General features: G+C 69.4%; 13 protein-coding genes. 3 read left to right on the forward strand and 10 right to left on the reverse strand.

Features of this window, described 5'->3' with window-relative positions:
* Nucleotides 1–7: 7 nt before the first annotated feature.
* From mrdA to folC, 7 genes are all read right to left on the reverse strand, one after another.
* Nucleotides 8–2,188 carry a penicillin-binding protein 2 gene (gene mrdA, locus ACZ45E_RS07850; protein ID WP_468217869.1) on the reverse strand — a complete coding sequence of 727 codons (2,181 nt, stop codon included), beginning with the start codon at nucleotides 2,186–2,188 and terminating at the stop codon, nucleotides 8–10.
* A gap of 74 nt (nucleotides 2,189–2,262) precedes the next feature.
* On the reverse strand, nucleotides 2,263–2,937 hold the full coding sequence (gene mreD / locus ACZ45E_RS07855) for a rod shape-determining protein MreD (RefSeq protein ID WP_468217872.1): 675 nt from the start codon (nucleotides 2,935–2,937) through the stop codon (nucleotides 2,263–2,265).
* 18 nt (nucleotides 2,938–2,955) lie between these two features.
* The gene (gene mreC / locus ACZ45E_RS07860) at nucleotides 2,956–3,906 is read right to left on the reverse strand and encodes a rod shape-determining protein MreC (protein ID WP_468217875.1); all 951 of its coding nucleotides are present in this window, start codon (nucleotides 3,904–3,906) and stop codon (nucleotides 2,956–2,958) included.
* Between the two features lie 129 nt (nucleotides 3,907–4,035).
* The gene (locus ACZ45E_RS07865; protein WP_468217877.1) at nucleotides 4,036–5,055 is read right to left on the reverse strand and encodes a rod shape-determining protein; all 1,020 of its coding nucleotides are present in this window, start codon (nucleotides 5,053–5,055) and stop codon (nucleotides 4,036–4,038) included.
* 342 nt (nucleotides 5,056–5,397) lie between these two features.
* Complete coding sequence (gene ndk / locus ACZ45E_RS07870) at nucleotides 5,398–5,811, reverse strand: nucleoside-diphosphate kinase (RefSeq protein ID WP_468217879.1); 414 nt, start codon at nucleotides 5,809–5,811, stop codon at nucleotides 5,398–5,400.
* Between the two features lie 274 nt (nucleotides 5,812–6,085).
* Nucleotides 6,086–6,430 carry a DUF4233 domain-containing protein gene (locus tag ACZ45E_RS07875; protein ID WP_468217882.1) on the reverse strand — a complete coding sequence of 115 codons (345 nt, stop codon included), beginning with the start codon at nucleotides 6,428–6,430 and terminating at the stop codon, nucleotides 6,086–6,088.
* Nucleotides 6,431–6,436: 6 nt separating this feature from the next.
* The gene (folC, locus tag ACZ45E_RS07880) at nucleotides 6,437–7,972 is read right to left on the reverse strand and encodes a bifunctional tetrahydrofolate synthase/dihydrofolate synthase (protein WP_468217884.1); all 1,536 of its coding nucleotides are present in this window, start codon (nucleotides 7,970–7,972) and stop codon (nucleotides 6,437–6,439) included.
* A gap of 65 nt (nucleotides 7,973–8,037) precedes the next feature.
* On the opposite strand from folC, the gene ACZ45E_RS07885 reads away from it, so the two are divergent.
* Complete coding sequence (locus ACZ45E_RS07885; RefSeq protein ID WP_468218266.1) at nucleotides 8,038–9,045, forward strand: rod shape-determining protein; 1,008 nt, start codon at nucleotides 8,038–8,040, stop codon at nucleotides 9,043–9,045.
* An 84-nt stretch (nucleotides 9,046–9,129) separates the two neighbouring features.
* On the forward strand, nucleotides 9,130–9,687 hold the full coding sequence (locus ACZ45E_RS07890) for a hypothetical protein (protein ID WP_468217887.1): 558 nt from the start codon (nucleotides 9,130–9,132) through the stop codon (nucleotides 9,685–9,687).
* An 87-nt stretch (nucleotides 9,688–9,774) separates the two neighbouring features.
* Here the strand turns inward: ACZ45E_RS07890 and ACZ45E_RS07895 are convergent, their stop codons facing one another.
* Nucleotides 9,775–12,405 carry a valine--tRNA ligase gene (locus tag ACZ45E_RS07895; protein ID WP_468217890.1) on the reverse strand — a complete coding sequence of 877 codons (2,631 nt, stop codon included), beginning with the start codon at nucleotides 12,403–12,405 and terminating at the stop codon, nucleotides 9,775–9,777.
* A gap of 115 nt (nucleotides 12,406–12,520) precedes the next feature.
* Here ACZ45E_RS07895 and ACZ45E_RS07900 point away from each other — a divergent pair, with 115 nt between their 5' ends.
* Nucleotides 12,521–13,498, forward strand: a complete 978-nt coding sequence (locus ACZ45E_RS07900) for a hypothetical protein (RefSeq protein WP_468217893.1) — start codon at nucleotides 12,521–12,523, stop codon at nucleotides 13,496–13,498.
* A 75-nt stretch (nucleotides 13,499–13,573) separates the two neighbouring features.
* Here the strand turns inward: ACZ45E_RS07900 and clpX are convergent, their stop codons facing one another.
* Nucleotides 13,574–14,860, reverse strand: a complete 1,287-nt coding sequence (gene clpX, locus ACZ45E_RS07905) for an ATP-dependent Clp protease ATP-binding subunit ClpX (protein ID WP_468217895.1) — start codon at nucleotides 14,858–14,860, stop codon at nucleotides 13,574–13,576.
* Between the two features lie 196 nt (nucleotides 14,861–15,056).
* Nucleotides 15,057–15,716, reverse strand: a complete 660-nt coding sequence (locus ACZ45E_RS07910; protein WP_164303251.1) for an ATP-dependent Clp protease proteolytic subunit — start codon at nucleotides 15,714–15,716, stop codon at nucleotides 15,057–15,059.
* Nucleotides 15,717–15,723: the final 7 nt, after the last annotated feature.

A 15,723-nucleotide genomic window follows, 5' to 3' on the forward strand; every position in this document is an offset into this window, starting at 1 on the left:
GCGTGAGTCAGTCCCTCCTGCTGTACGTGGAGGTGGGCAGGCCCGCCGCCAACTGCTGCTGCCCGGGCGGCACTTCCTTCTCCGGCTGGTACGGCTTGATCTCCGGCGCGTCGATCGAGCCGTCGGTGCCGACCTTCGGCAGGGCCTTCTGCGGCTCGGGCAGCAGCGCCTTCTTCAGGTCCTGCTTGCCGTTGCTGTCGAGCCCGTACATCGCGTCGTAGATCTTGCGGACGGCCGGCCCCGAGGCGCCGGAGCCCGTACCGCCCTGGGAGATCGTCATGACGATCGAGTAGTCCTTGGTGTACGTCGCGAACCAGGACGTCGTCTGCTTGCCGTAGACCTCGGCCGTACCCGTCTTGGCGTGCATCGGGATCTTCTCCTGCGGCCAGTTCTGGAACCGCCAGGCGGCCGTACCGCGGGTCGCCACTCCCGCCAGTGCCTGGTCTATCTGGTCGCGGGTCCTGCCGGTCATCGGGAGCTTGCCGTTGGTCTTGGGCTGGATCTCGGTGACCTGCTTGCCGTCGCCGCTGATGACGGCCTTGCCGACCTCGGGCGCGTGCAGGGTGCCGCCGTTGGAGATCGCCGCGTAGATCGACGCCATCTGGATCGGGGTGACGAGCGTGTCGCCCTGGCCGATGGAGTAGTTGACGGCGTCACCGGCGCGCATGAGGTTGCCTTCGAGGCAGTTCTCGTAGTTGAGCTTCTGGACGTAGTCGCCGTCCTTCTTGCCGGACTTGCACCAGGAGTCCTTGTTGGCCTTCCAGAACCGCTGCTTCCACTGGCGGTCGGGGACCCGGCCGGTGACCTCGTTGGGCAGGTCGACGCCGGTCTCCTTGCCGAGGCCGAACTGGTGGGCCGTCTTGTAGAACCAGTCCTGGGTGTCCTTGTTGCCCTTGAGGCCGCCGTCCTTCTTCCACTCGTTGTGGGCGAGGCCGTAGAAGACGGTGTCGCAGGAGACCTCCAGGGCGCGGCCCAGGGTGATCGGCCCGTGGTTCGCCGACTCGAAGTTCTTGAAGACCTGGCCGCCGATGGAGTACGAGCTGGTGCACGGGTAGTGGCCGTCGAACTCGTAGCCGGCCTTGACCGCGGCCGAGGTGGAGACGACCTTGAAGATCGAGCCGGGGGCGGCCTGGCCCTGGATCGCCCGGTTCAGCAGCGGGTAGTTGGACTTCTTGCCGGTGAGGTCGGCGTAGTCCTTGCCGGAGATGCCGCCGACCCAGGCGTTCGGGTCGTAGGCCGGGTTGGACGCCATGGCGACGACGCGGCCGGTCTTGGCCTCCAGGACCACGACGGCGCCGGAGTCGGCCTTGTAGTTGGTGCCGGTGTTCTTGTCGAACTCCTTGCGGGCGGTCTTCATCGCCTCGTTCAGCTCGTACTCGGCGACGGACTGGACGCGTGCGTCTATCGACGTGACGACGTTGGCTCCCGGCTCGGCCTTGTCGCTGTCGGCGCGGCCGATGACGCGGCCGAGGTTGTCGACCTCGTAGCGGGTGACGCCGGCCTTGCCGCGGAGCTCCTTGTCGTAGGTGCGCTCCAGTCCGGAGCGGCCGACCTGGTCGGAGCGGAGGTACGGCGAGTCGGAGTCCTTGGCCTTCTCGATCTCCCCGTCGGTGACCGGGGAGAGGTAGCCGAGGACCTGCGCGGTGTTGGAGCCGCCGGGCCCGGCGTAGCGGCGTACGGCGGTCGGTTCGGCGGTGATGCCGGGGAAGTCCTCGCTGCGCTCGCGGATCTGCAGCGCCTGCTTGGGCGTGGCCTCGTCGGTGATGGGGATGGGCTGGTACGGCGATCCGTTCCAGCAGGGCTGCGGCGTCTTGGCGTCGCAGAGCCGGACCTTCTCCTCGACCTCCTTGGGCTTGAGGCCGAGGACGGCGGCGAGCTTGGCGAGGACGCCCTTGCCGTCGTCCTTCATCTTCATGAGGTCGGTGCGGGAGGCGGAGACCACGAGGCGGGTCTCGTTGTCCGCGATGGGCACGCCGCGGGCGTCGAGGATCGAGCCGCGCACGGCGGGCGTGACGACCTGCTGGACGTGGTTGCCTGAGGCTTCCTTGGCGTACTCGTCGCCGTTGCGGATCTGGAGGTACCAGAGGCGGCCGCCGAGGGTCAGCAGGAGGGAGAGGACGAGGATCTGCAGGACGATGAGCCGGATCTGGACGCGAGGTGTCCGGCCCGTCTCGGGGATGTTGGTCACGGTGGTGGGCTCCCCCTCTCAGTACGAGTACGAGTACGTGTACACCTGGAAGCTGTGCGTCGATCGCCGTGCGCTCACAGGCGCTTGACCCCCTTGATGCGTCCGGCGCGGGCGGCGCGCGCCTTGGCGGTCTTCATGCGCAGGCCGCCGCGCTGGTTGCCGATGCGCAGGCCGGTGCCGGCGGAGAGCCACCCGGCGGAGACGTCGGCGGTCTTGCCGGAGCTTCCCGAGGTCTCGGCCAGCGGATCGTGCTCCGCGCGTCTGGCGAGCGCCATGACGCCGGGTACGACGAACGGCGCGAGCAGCAGGTCGTAGAGCGCGGCCGTCAGGACGAGGCTGCCGAGGCCGACGTGGCGGGCCGCGGTGTCGCCGACGAGGGCGCCGACGCCCGCGTAGAGCAGGGTGGTGCCGATCGCGGCGCCGACGACCACGGCCATGGGGCCGGTCGCCGAGCGCAGCCGGCCGTTCTCCGGCTTGGCGAGGCCGGCGAGGTAGCCGATGACGCAGAGCACGAGGGCGTAGCGGCCCGCGGCGTGGTCGGCGGGCGGGGCGAGGTCGGCGAGGAGGCCGGCACCGAAGCCGACGAGGGCGCCGCCGACGTGACCGTAGACCAGGGCGAGGCCGAGGACGGTCAGGAGCAGCAGATCCGGTACGGCGCCCGGGAGTTGGAGTCGGGCCAGGACGCAGACCTGGATGACGAGGGCGACGACGACGAGGCTGGTGGAGAGCAGCATCCGGTTGAAGCGCATGAGTGTTGCTCCTCCTGACTACTGCTCGTAGCCGTTGTCGGCGGCGCCGTTCGCGGGCGCGGACGGAGTGGCGGTGACGGTCACCGTCGGGGTCGGCCTGGGTTTCGCGGGCTTGGCCGGCAGGACCTCGTCGCGCGGGTCGGTGCGCGGGGGCTGGACGACGACGCCGACGATGTCGAGCCGGGTGAATCCGACGTACGGCTGGACGTAGACGGTGCGGGTCAGGTCGCCGCCGGACGGGTCGACGCGGACGACCCTGCCGACCGGGACGCCGGGTACGAACGGCCTGTCGGCCTGCGAGCCGAAGGTGACGAGCCGGTCGCCCTTCTTCACCTTGGCCTTGCCGTTGAGCAGCTGGACGCGGAGCGGGCGGTCGCCCTGTCCGGAGGTGAAGCCGAGTTCGTCGGTCTTCTCCATCCGGGTGCCGACGGTGAAGTCGGGGTCGTTGGCGAGCAGCACCGTCGAGGTGCCCGGGCCGACGGTGGTGACGCGGCCGACGAGGCCGTCCCCGTTCAGCACGGTCATGTCGCGCTTGAGGCCGTCGTCGGCGCCGGCGTCGATGGTGACGGTCCAGGAGAAGCCCTGGGCGGACCCTATGGCGATGACCTGGGCTCCCTTGATGCCGTACTGGCCCGCGCCGGCGGTCTTCAGCATGCTGTCGAGCTGGCGGATCTTGCTGCGGTTGCGGTCGTCGCTGCCGAGCTTGGCCTTCAACGCCGCGTTCTCGCGCTCCAGTTGGCCGATGCGGTCGTGGCGGTTGCCGGAGTCGCGGACCGCGCCGACGGCGTTGCCGATGGGGTCGACGGCGCCGGAGACGCCGTTCTCCACCGGGCCGAAGACCTTGGCGGCTGCCTGGCGGGCACCGTCGACCGGCGAGTCCTCACCGCCGCGGATGTCCACCGTGATCAGTGCGAACGCGATGGCGACCAGCAGCACCAGGAGCAGCCGGCTCTCTCGTGTGTCCCTCACGTGCGGCGGCGTGCCTTCCTCGATCGGAAATCTGGGGAATTCTTATGCCTTGCCTATATATCAACGATCCGCCGTACGAAGTGGCAGCCACTCGTACGGCGGACCAACCCTATGAGGGTCACGCCTCGCTCATCTGCGCGGTGAGGAGTCCAGCACCTGCTGGAGCGCCTCGAACTCCTCGACGCATTTGCCGGAGCCGAGCGCCACGCTGTCCAGCGGGTTCTCGGCGATGTGGATCGGCATGCCGGTCTCGCGGCGCAGCCGCTCGTCGAGGCCGCGCAGCAGGGCGCCGCCGCCGGTCAGCACGATGCCGCGGTCCATGACGTCGCCGGAGAGCTCCGGCGGGCACTTGTCGAGGGTGGTCTTGACCGCGTCGACGATCGCGTTGACCGGTTCCTCGATGGCCTTGCGGACCTCCGCGGCCGAGATGACGACGGTCTTCGGCAGGCCGGAGACGAGGTCGCGGCCGCGGATCTCGGTGTGCTCGTCGTTGTCGAGGTCGTACGCGGAGCCGATGGTGATCTTGATCTGTTCGGCGGTGCGCTCACCGAGGAGGAGCGAGTACTCCTTCTTGATGTGCTGGATGATCGCGTTGTCCAGCTCGTCGCCCGCGACCCGGATGGACTGTGCCGTGACGATTCCGCCGAGCGAGATGACGGCGACCTCGGTGGTGCCGCCGCCGATGTCGACCACCATGTTGCCCGTGGCCTCGTGGACCGGGAGGCCGGAGCCGATGGCGGCGGCCATGGGCTCCTCGATGATGTGCACCTGGCGGGCGCCGGCCTGCGAGGAGGCTTCGATGACCGCGCGGCGCTCGACCCCGGTGATACCGGAGGGCACGCAGACGACCACGCGCGGCCTGGCCAGGTAGCGCCGCTTGTGGATCTTCAGGATGAAGTAGCGGAGCATGCGCTCGGTGATCTCGAAGTCGGCGATCACGCCGTCCTTGAGGGGGCGCACCGCCACGATGTTGCCCGGCGTGCGCCCGATCATCTTCTTGGCTTCGGCGCCGACCGCGAGGATGCCACCGGTGTTGGTGTTGATCGCGACCACGGACGGCTCATTGAGCACGATCCCACGACCCCTGACGTACACCAGCGTGTTGGCGGTCCCGAGGTCGACAGCCATGTCACGGCCGATGAACGACATTGAGTTCCCCATCAGGATTCGTCTGGCCTTCCCAAGTGGAGCGTTTGATTGCTTGTCAGGTAGGCGAGAGGTGGACGCGTGTGGCGTGGAGGCTTCCATCGTAGTCTCGCCTGCACGATCACGGCGCGAGGGTCTTCGCCATTGTCAGCAGATGAACCCCCGCCCCGCTAATGGGGACGTGCCGACGGAGGGTTGCGTTCCCCCGATCGGGCCGCATATGCCAAAGAGCGGCCCAATTTCTCGGGCCGCTCCAGGTCAGTCGCACCCGGCGGCTGACACGGCGTCAGAAAACACTTTCCGCAGGTCTCACCAGACGAGACCCGAGAAGACCGGCCGCCGACCTCAGACCAGGTTCGGGAAGAAGATCTTCAGCTCGCGCTCGGCCGACTCCTCGGAGTCCGAGGCGTGGATCAGGTTCTCCCGGACGATGACACCGAAGTCACCGCGGATCGAACCGGGCGCGGCGGCGATCGGGTCGGTCGGACCGGCCAGCTGGCGTACGCCGTCGATCACCCGGTCACCTTCGACGACCAGCGCGACCACCGGGCCGGACGACATGAAGGCGACCAGCGGCTCGTAGAACGGCTTGCCCTTGTGCTCGCCGTAGTGCAGCTCCAGCGTCTCCTGGTCCAGGCCGCGCAGCTCCAGGGCGCTGATCGTCCAGCCGGCCTTGCGCTCGATACGGCCGATGATCTCGCCGATCAGGCCACGGCGGACCGCGTCGGGCTTGAGCAGGACGAGCGTGCGCTGGGTCATGTCGGCTGGACTCCTTGTACGGCCTGGATGTGCGGTGGGCCCGAGATTACAGGGGGTCACCATGGGCACGTGCCGTGGGGGCGGGTGGGGGTGCGGTGGGCTGGGCGCGGCCCCGGGAGTTCTTCGTCCGCGGGTCCGGTGGGGGCTGAGCGCGCAGTTCCCCGCGCCCCTGAAGATGGCGCACGCAGTGCGCATCCCAGGGGCGCGGGGAACTGCGCGACCAGCCACGACGCACCCGCATCACACCGCCGCGCGCCCCCGCACCCCGAAAAACCTACGCCGCGCTGGCGTCCCGCTCCGCCCAGCGGGCCTTCGCCGCGTCGACCTTGCGCCCGAAGTGGACCGACGCCCACCACAGCGCCGCGAAGCACGCACCCATGAAGAACATCAGCGGAACCCAGAAGCCGCTCACGATCAACGCGATCTGCAGGGCCCAGCCCGCCTGGACACCGCCCGGCCGGGACACCATGCCGCACAGCAGCACACTGACCACCATGGCGACCCCGCACACCGTCCAGACGAGACCGGTGGACAGATCCGGGTCCTTCATCGCCACGAGACCGGCGAAACCGATGACGAAGAACTCGCCGATCAGGGTCGAGGAACACAACGTACGCACAGCGGATCAGCCCTTCCCCAACAGCAGCCGGGCCTCGCCGACCGTGATCACCGAACCCGTGACGAGCACTCCCCCGCCCGCGAACTCGCCCTCTTCCTCGGCGAGCGTGATCGCGGCCTCCAGCGCGTCGTCGAGCCGCGGCTCCACCTGCACCCGCTCGTCCCCGAAGACCTCCACCGCGACCGCCGCCAGCTCGTCGGCGTCCATCGCCCGGTGGCTGGAGTTCCGCGTGACGACGATCTCCGCGAAGATCGGCTCGAAGGCTTCGAGCAGCCCCCGCACGTTCTTGTCGGCGCTGGCGCCGACCACCCCGATCAGCCGGCTGAAGTCGAAGACCTCGCTGATCGCCTCGGCCGTCACCCGGGCGCCCGCCGGGTTGTGCGCGGCGTCCAGGACGACCGTCGGCGAACGGCGGACGACCTCGAGGCGGCCCGGCGAGGTGACCGCCGCGAACGCCGTGCGGATCGTGTCGATGTCGAGCGGACGCGCGTGCTCCGAGCCGATGCCGAAGAACGCCTCGACGGCGGCGAGCGCCACCGCCGCGTTGTGCGCCTGGTGCGCGCCGTGCAGCGGGAGGAAGATCTCCTCGTACTCGCCGCCGAGGCCGCGCAGCGTCACGAGCTGTCCGCCGACGGCGACCTGCCGCGCCACCACGCCGAACTCCAGGCCCTCGCGCGCGACCGTCGCGTCCCGCTCCACGGCCTTCTTCAGGATCACCTGCGCCGCGTCGACCGGCTGCTGCGCCATGATCACGGTCGCGTCCTGCTTGATGATCCCGGACTTCTCACCCGCGATCTCACCCGGCGTGGAGCCGAGCCGGTCGGTGTGGTCGAGGTCGATCGGCGTGATCACCGCGACCGAACCGTCGATCACGTTCGTCGCGTCCCAGCTGCCGCCCATGCCGACCTCGACGACCGCGACGTCGACCGGGGCGTCCGCGAACGCCGCGTAGGCCATCGCCGTCAGCACCTCGAAGAAGGAGAGACGGAACTCCTGCTGCGAGTCGACCATGTCGACATAGGGCTTGATGTCGTCGAACGTCTCGACGAAACGCTCGTAGTCGATCGGCGCGCCGTCGAGGCTGATGCGCTCGGTGACCGACTGCACGTGCGGCGACGTGTATCGGCCCGTCCGCAGATCGAAGGCGCCGAGCAGGGCCTCGATCATGCGGGCCGTGGACGTCTTGCCGTTCGTCCCCGTGATGTGGATCGAGGGGTACGCGCGCTGCGGCGCGCCCAGGACGTCCATCAGCGCGGCGATCCGGTCGACCGACGGCTCCAGCTTCGTCTCGCCCCAGCGGGTGGCCAGATCGGCCTCCACCGCGCGCAGCGCCTTCTCCACCTCGGGGTCCTGCGGACGCGCGGGGATGTCGTCGCCCTGCGGCGCACTGCCCCGGGCGCGCAGGGTGCGGCTGCCCGCCTCGATCACCGCGAGGTCGGGGTCGCGCTCGGTCTCGGCGCCCACGATCTCCTCGAAGGCGTCGGAGGCGTGCTGGCCGGCGGGCTCGTCGTCGCTGCTGTCGCGCGGGGGGAGGTCACTCACGTACGCCAGTCTACGGAGGACCGCCGACAGCACCGACGGCACCACCCATGGCAAACTTGCTGATCATGGACATAGGGATTGATCTCGGCACCGCCAACACCCTTCTCTACGTACGCGGTCAGGGCATCGTGCTGAACGAACCCTCCGTCGTCGCCATCAAGGAGGGCAGCCGCACCGCACTCGCCGTCGGCACCGAAGCGAAGGAGACCATCGGCCGCACCCCCGGATCGATCACCGCGATCCGGCCGCTGCGCGACGGCGTCATCAGCGACTACGAGGCCGCCGAGGAGATGATCCGGCACTTCGTGCGCAAGGCCGTGCCCGGGCGGCGGCCGCGCACCCGCATGGTCATCTGCGTACCGAGCGGCGTCACCCCCGTCGAGCGGCGCGCCATCGTCCACGCGGCCCAGCGCGCGGGCGCGCGGGCCGTCCACCTGATCGAGGAACCGATGGCGGCGGCGATCGGGGCGGGCCTGCCGGTCGCCGAACCGCGCGGCTCGATGGTCGTCGACATCGGCGGCGGCACCACGGAGGTCGCCGTCATCTCGCTGGGCGGCGTCGTCACCGCGCGCTCGCTGCGGGTCGGCGGCGACCGCCTCGACACCGCCGTCACCGACCACGTACGCAAGCAGCACGGGCTGCTCATCGGAGAACGCACCGCCGAGGACGTCAAGGTCGCCATCGGCTCGGCGTGGCCCGTGCCCGGCGAGGAAGCCTTCGAGATGCGGGCGTTCACCGTGCGGGGCCGCGAGAAGGTCGCCGGACTCCCCAAGACGGTCGAGCTGACGGTGCAGGAGGTGCGCGCCGCGCTCGACGAACCGGTGGAGGCGATCATCACGGCGGTGAAGGCGACGCTGGAGGAGTGCCCGCCGGAGCTGTCCGGCGACATCATGGAGCACGGGATCGTGCTGACCGGCGGCGGCGCCCTGCTCCCCGGCCTCGACCTGCGGCTGACCTCCGCCACCGGCATCCCCGTCTTCGTCGCCGACGACCCGCTGCACAGCGTCGCCCTGGGCTGCGGCAGGTGCGTCGAGGACTTCGACGAGTTGCAGCGGGTGATGAGCGCGGCGTAGACCCCCGCGCGAGGCGCGTCCATTTGCCGTAACGCGCGGCGCGGTGACCGGTCCGGCCCGCGCCCGCGGTGTACCCCTCGGACCATGTGGTACGCACATCAACCCGGCCGCCGCGCACGGCAGATCATCGGTGACGGCGCGGCCCTGCTGTGGATCGCCCTGTGGGCGGGGGCCGCGGTGTCCGCGCACCGGCTCATCACCCTCGCGGCCCGGCCCGCCGCACACCCCCGCCCCCGCCTCCCCCTGCTCGGCCCCCGGATGCACGGCACCCTGCACGGCGTCGCCCGGGCCGGCGACCGGCTCGTCGACGTGGCACCCGCCGGGCCGGCGCCCGCGCAGTCCCTCGCCGTGCTCGCCGCCGTCGCCCTGTTCGTCGTCCCCGTCGGCCTGCTGTTCGCCCTGTGGGTGCCGCGCCGCATCCGCTGGACCCGGCAGGCCGCCGCCGCACGCGAACTGGCCGCCACCGAGGACGGGCGCGAACTGCTCGCCCTGCGCGCCCTGGTCCGCCCCCTCGACGAACTCGCCCGTTTCAGCGACGCGGGCCCCGGCCGCCTCGCCGAGGGCTGGCGGGAGGCCGACCCGGCGGTCCTGGACGCGTTGGCCGACGTCGAGCTGCGGCATCTGGGACTGTCCACGTCCTGAGCACATCCTGAGCACGCCCTACGCGGACGAAGGCCCCGGAACCAATGGGTTCCGGGGCCTTCACTCACATACGGACGGCGCAACCGCTCACGCCTGCGGCAGCCGCTCCAGCTGCGCCTGGATGCGGGCGATGTCCTCGTCCGCCTTGGCGAGGCGGGCACGGATGCCCTCCACGACGTTCTCCGGGGCCTTGCCCAGGAACTTCTCGTTGCCCAGCTTGCCCTCGGCCTGTGCCTTGTCCTTCTCGGCGGCCGCCAGGTCCTTGGCGAGCCGCTTGCGCTCGGCCGCCACGTCGATGGCCCCGGAGAGGTCGAGCGCCACCTCGGCGCCGGCCACCGGGAGCGTCGCCGTCGCGTGGAACTCCTCGCCCGCCGGCTGGAGCTTCAGGAGCTGACGGATCGCCGCCTCGTGCGAAGCCAGCGCCGTGCCGTCGAGCTTGAGGCGGGCCGGGACGCGCTGGCCCGCCTTGAGGCCCTGCTCGCCCTTGAAGCGGCGGACCTCGGTGACGACCTGCTGGAGCGTCTCGATCTCCCGCTCGGCGGCGTCGTCCCGGAAGCCGCTGTCCTTGGGCCAGTCGGCGATCACGACGGAGTCACCGCCGGTCAGCGTGGTCCACAGCGACTCGGTGACGAACGGCACGATCGGGTGCAGCAGCCGCAGCGTCACATCCAGGACCTCACCGAGGACCCGGCCCGACACCTTCGCCGGCTCGCCGCCCGCCATGAACGTCGTCTTCGACAATTCGACGTACCAGTCGAAGACCTCGTCCCACGCGTAGTGGAAGAGGGAGTCGGAGACCTTCGCGAACTGGAAGTCGTCGTAGAACGCGTCGACCTCCGCCACCGTCTTGTTCAGCCGCGACAGGATCCACCGGTCGGTGGCCGTCATCTGCGACGGCTCCGGCAGCGGGCCCTCGACCGTCGCGCCGTTCATCAGCGCGAAGCGCGTGGCGTTCCAGATCTTGTTCGCGAAGTTACGGGACGCCTGGACCCAGTCCTCGCCGATCGGCACGTCCGTGCCCGGGTTGGCGCCGCGCGCGAGGGTGAAGCGCAGCGCGTCCGAGCCGTACTTGTCCATCCAGTCGAGCGGGTCCACCACGTTGCCGAAGGACTTCGACATCTTCTTGCCGTTCTCGTCGCGGACGAGACCGGTCAGGGCGACCGTCTTGAAGGGGACCTCGCCGTCCATCGCGTACAGACCGAACATCATCATCCGGACGACCCAGAAGAAGATGATGTCGTGGCCGGTGAGCAGGACATCGGTCGAGTAGAACTTCTCCAGGTCCGGGGTCCGCTCGGGCCAGCCGAGCGTGGAGAACGGCCACAGGCCGGAGGAGAACCAGGTGTCCAGGACGTCCTCGTCCTGCGTCCAGCCCTCGGCCTCGGTGCCCGGCGGCTCCTCGTCGGGACCGACGCAGACGACCTGGCCCTCGGGCCCGTACCAGACCGGGATGCGGTGGCCCCACCACAACTGGCGCGAGATGCACCAGTCGTTGAGGTTGTCGACCCAGTCGAAGTACCGCTTCTCCATCTCCTTCGGGTGGAGCGTGACGCGGCCGTCGCGGACCGCGTCGCCGGCGGCCTTGGCCAGCGTCTCGACCTTGACCCACCACTGCAGCGAGAGCCGCGGCTCGATGGTGGTCCGGCAGCGCGAGCAGTGGCCGACGGAGTGGACGTACGGGCGCTTCTCGGCGACGACACGGCCCTGCTGACGCATCGCGTCCACGATGGCGGCGCGCGCCTCGAACCGGTCGAGGCCCTGGAACGGACCCGGGACCGTGATGACCCCGCGCTCGTCCATGATCGTCATGGTTTCGAGGTCGTGCCGCTGCCCGATGGCGAAGTCGTTCGGGTCGTGGGCGGGCGTCACCTTGACGGCGCCGGTCCCGAACTCCGGGTCGACGTGCGCGTCCGCGACCACCGGGATCGTGCGGTTCGTCAGCGGCAGCTTGATGCGCTTGCCGATGAGGTGGGCGTACCGCTCGTCGTCCGGGTGGACGGCGACGGCCGTGTCACCGAGCATCGTCTCGACCCGGGTGGTCGCGACGACGACGCTCTGGTCGCCCTCGCCGTACTTCAGCGAGACCAGCTCGCCGTCGTCGTCCTGGTAGTCCACCTCGATGTCCGAGATGGCGGTCAGGCAGCGCGGGCACCAGTTGATGATGCGCTCGGCGCGGTAGATCAGCTCGTCGTCGAAGAGCCGCTTGAAGATGGTCTGGACGGCGCGCGACAGGCCCTCGTCCATCGTGAACCGCTCACGCGACCAGTCGACACCGTCGCCGAGGCGGCGCATCTGGCCGAGGATCTTGCCGCCGTACTCGCGCTTCCACTGCCAGACACGGTCGACGAACTCCTCGCGGCCCAGATCCTGCCGCGACTTGCCCTCCTCGGCGAGCTGCTGCTCCACCTTGTTCTGCGTCGCGATACCGGCGTGGTCCATACCCGGCAGCCACAGCGCCTCGAACCCCTGCATGCGCTTGCGGCGCGTCAGAGCGTCCATCAGCGTGTGCTGGAACGCGTGCCCCAGGTGGAGCGAGCCCGTGACGTTCGGCGGCGGAATGACGATCGTGTACGGCTCCTTCTCGCTCTTCGCGTCAGCGGTGAAGTAGCCCCGTTCCACCCAGCGCTCGTACAGCGCCCCCTCTACCTCGGCCGGCGCGTACTGGGTCGGCAGTTCGGAGGTGGGCGCTGGGGTCTGCTGCTGAGAGTTCTCGGTCACGGGCTCAGTTTAGAGGGGTCACAAGGTCGTACTGAAACCGAATCCGTGGGACCGAACCGCACGCGCGTACGTCAGGATGTCGGAAGCACATAAACCTCGGGGAGGAACCCAAGCAATGAGCCACAACCAGCCGGGCCCGTACGGGGGCCAGCCGCAGCAGCCGCAGCAGCCCGGGCCCTACGGCCAGCCTCAGCAGCAGCCGGGCCCGTACGGCCAGCAGCCCCAGGCCCCGCAGCCCGGCTACGGGTATCCCCAGCAGGCGCCCCAGCCCGGATACGGCTACCCGCAGCAGGCCCCGCCCGGGGTCCCGCCGCAGCAGCCGTACAGCCAGCCCCAGCAGCCTGGCCCCTACGGGCAGCAGCCGCAGGACGCCTACGGGCAGTACCCGGCGGCTCCGCCGCAGGGTGGCGGCGGCAAGAAGAAGACGGGTCTGATCATCGCGGCGGTCGCCGTGGTGGCGGCCATCGGCGTCGGCGCGTACTTCGTCTTCGGCGGGGGCGGCGGCAGCGCCTCGGTCGCCGACGACGGCGCGCACAAGCTGACCGCTCCGGCGACGGTGCTGGGCGAGTACAAGAAGGACACCAAGGACTCGTCCACCGGTTTCGACGACGCCGACATGAAGGACGCCGAGAAGAACGGCCTCAAGAACGGCAAGCCCGTCGGCGCCTCGTACCAGGTCACGGACACCTCCAACCCGCTGGCCGGCAAGGTGATGCAGTTCACCGGCGCCTACGGGGAGATCGACGATCCCGAGAAGGTCGTCGACGGCATGTTCGCCAAGGGCGCCCTCGAGACGGCCAAGGGCGACAGTGACAGCAAGGCCACGCTCGTCGGCAGCCCCTCCGACTACAGCACGGACGACTTCGTCCTGAAGTGCCAGGAGATGCAGGTCGAGAACACGGGCTCCTCGTCCGCCAGCCCCGGCGCGCCCAAGAAGATGCACATGCCGGTCTGCATCTGGGGCGACCACAGCACCACGGCGGTCGTGGTGCCGCTCGAGATCGCGGACATGATGGCCGGCAAGAAGCCCGACCTCAAGGCGGCGTCTGACCTCGCCATGAAGCTCCGCTCCGAGGTCCGCGTCAAGGCGTGACCCCGTCGGCGACGTAGAAGAGGGGCCCCGGTCGACTTCCGACCGGGGCCCCTCTTCACGTCTGTCGCTGCGCGGCTACGCCGACTTCTGCTCCCCCGCGCCCGGCCCCCGGGAATCACGCGGGATCAGCGTCGGGTTCACGTTCGAGTGGACGGCCTCCGCGGTGATGACGACCCGGGCCACGTCCTTGCGGGACGGGACCTCGTACATCACCGACTGGAGGACTTCCTCCATGATGGCGCGCAGGCCGCGCGCGCCGGTGCGGCGCAGGATCGCCTGGTCGGCGATGGCCTCCAGCGCCTCGCGCTCGAACTCCAGCTCCACGCCGTCGAGTTCGAAGAGCCGCTGGTACTGCTTGACCAGCGCGTTGCGCGGCTCGACCAGGATCTGCAGCAGCGCCTCCCGGTCGAGGTTGTGCACGCTGGTGATCACGGGGAGTCGGCCGATGAACTCCGGGATCATCCCGAACTTCACCAGGTCCTCCGGCATGACCTCCTGGAACTGGTCCTTCTCCTCCAGCTCGCGCTTGGAGTGGATCGTCGCGCCGAAGCCGATGCCCTTGGCGCCGGCCCGCGACTCGATGATCTTCTCCAGACCGGCGAAGGCGCCGCCCACGATGAACAGCACGTTCGTCGTGTCGATCTGGATGAACTCCTGGTGCGGGTGCTTGCGGCCGCCCTGCGGCGGGACCGAGGCCGTGGTGCCTTCGAGGATCTTCAGCAGGGCCTGCTGGACGCCCTCGCCGGACACGTCACGCGTGATCGACGGGTTCTCCGACTTGCGGGCCACCTTGTCGATCTCGTCGATGTAGATGATGCCCGTCTCGGCCTTCTTGACGTCGTAGTCGGCGGCCTGGATGAGCTTCAGCAGGATGTTCTCGACGTCCTCGCCGACGTACCCGGCCTCCGTGAGCGCCGTCGCGTCGGCGATGGCGAACGGGACGTTCAGCATGCGGGCGAGCGTCTGGGCGAGGAGCGTCTTGCCCGAGCCGGTCGGGCCGAGGAGCAGGATGTTGGACTTCGCGAGTTCGATCGCGTCGTCGCGGCCCGCCGCTCCGCCGTTCTCACCGGCCTGGACGCGCTTGTAGTGGTTGTACACCGCCACGGAGAGCGCCTTCTTGGCGGACTCCTGGCCTACGACGTAACCCTCGAGGAACTCGGAGATCTCGCGTGGCTTGGGCAGTTCCTCCCAGCGCACTTCGCTTGTCTCTGCGAGCTCTTCCTCGATGATCTCGTTACAGAGGTCGATGCACTCGTCGCAGATGTACACACCGGGACCTGCGATGAGCTTCTTGACCTGCTTCTGACTCTTTCCGCAGAACGAGCACTTGAGCAGATCGCCGCCGTCACCGATGCGTGCCACGAGGTACTTCCCCTTCGCCTGGGAGACGCCACGTTCAGCGACTCCTGGTGCCTGTATCCGACGGTACCTTGCCGGGCCCCCCGTTCGGGCCCCCCTTGGCACGGTTCACTTTGACGAGGACATCCCTCGAAGGGCTCGAGGGGCTCTCGAGTACCCGTGAACCGTGCCGGGGAGTGGCAGACGATACAACGCCTTGTCAGGCGATCGCCTCGTTGTTCATCTTGCGCGTGGAGATGATCTGGTCGACCAGGCCGTACGCGAGCGCGTCCTCGGCCGTGAGGATCTTGTCACGCTCGATGTCCTCGCTGATCTTCTCCAGCGGGGTCGTCGAGTGCTTGGCCAGCATCTCCTCCAGCTGCGTACGCATGCGGAGGATCTCGTTGGCCGCGATCTCCAGGTCGGAGAGCTGCTCGCGGCCGGTGCCGCCGGAGGGCTGGTGGATCAGCACGCGGGCGTTGGGCAGTGCCATGCGCTTGCCCGGGGTGCCGGCGGCGAGCAGGACGGCTGCGGCGGAGGCCGCCTGGCCCATGCAGACCGTCTGGATGTCCGGCTTCACGAACTGCATCGTGTCGTAGATGGCCGTGAGGGCCGTGAACGAGCCACCGGGGCTGTTGATGTAGATGGAGATGTCGCGGTCCGGGTCCATCGACTCCAGGCACAGCAGCTGCGCCATGACGTCGTTGGCCGAGGCGTCGTCGATCTGCACGCCGAGGAAGATCACGCGCTCCTCGAAGAGCTTCGCGTACGGGTCGTACTCACGCACGCCCTGCGAGGTGCGCTCGACGAAGCGCGGGATCACGTAGCGGTTGTCGACCTGCGGGCCGGTGTAGAGGCCGCTGCCGGGGATGTTGTTCATGATGGTC

Source organism: Streptomyces sp. NPDC030991 (genome assembly GCF_055571235.1).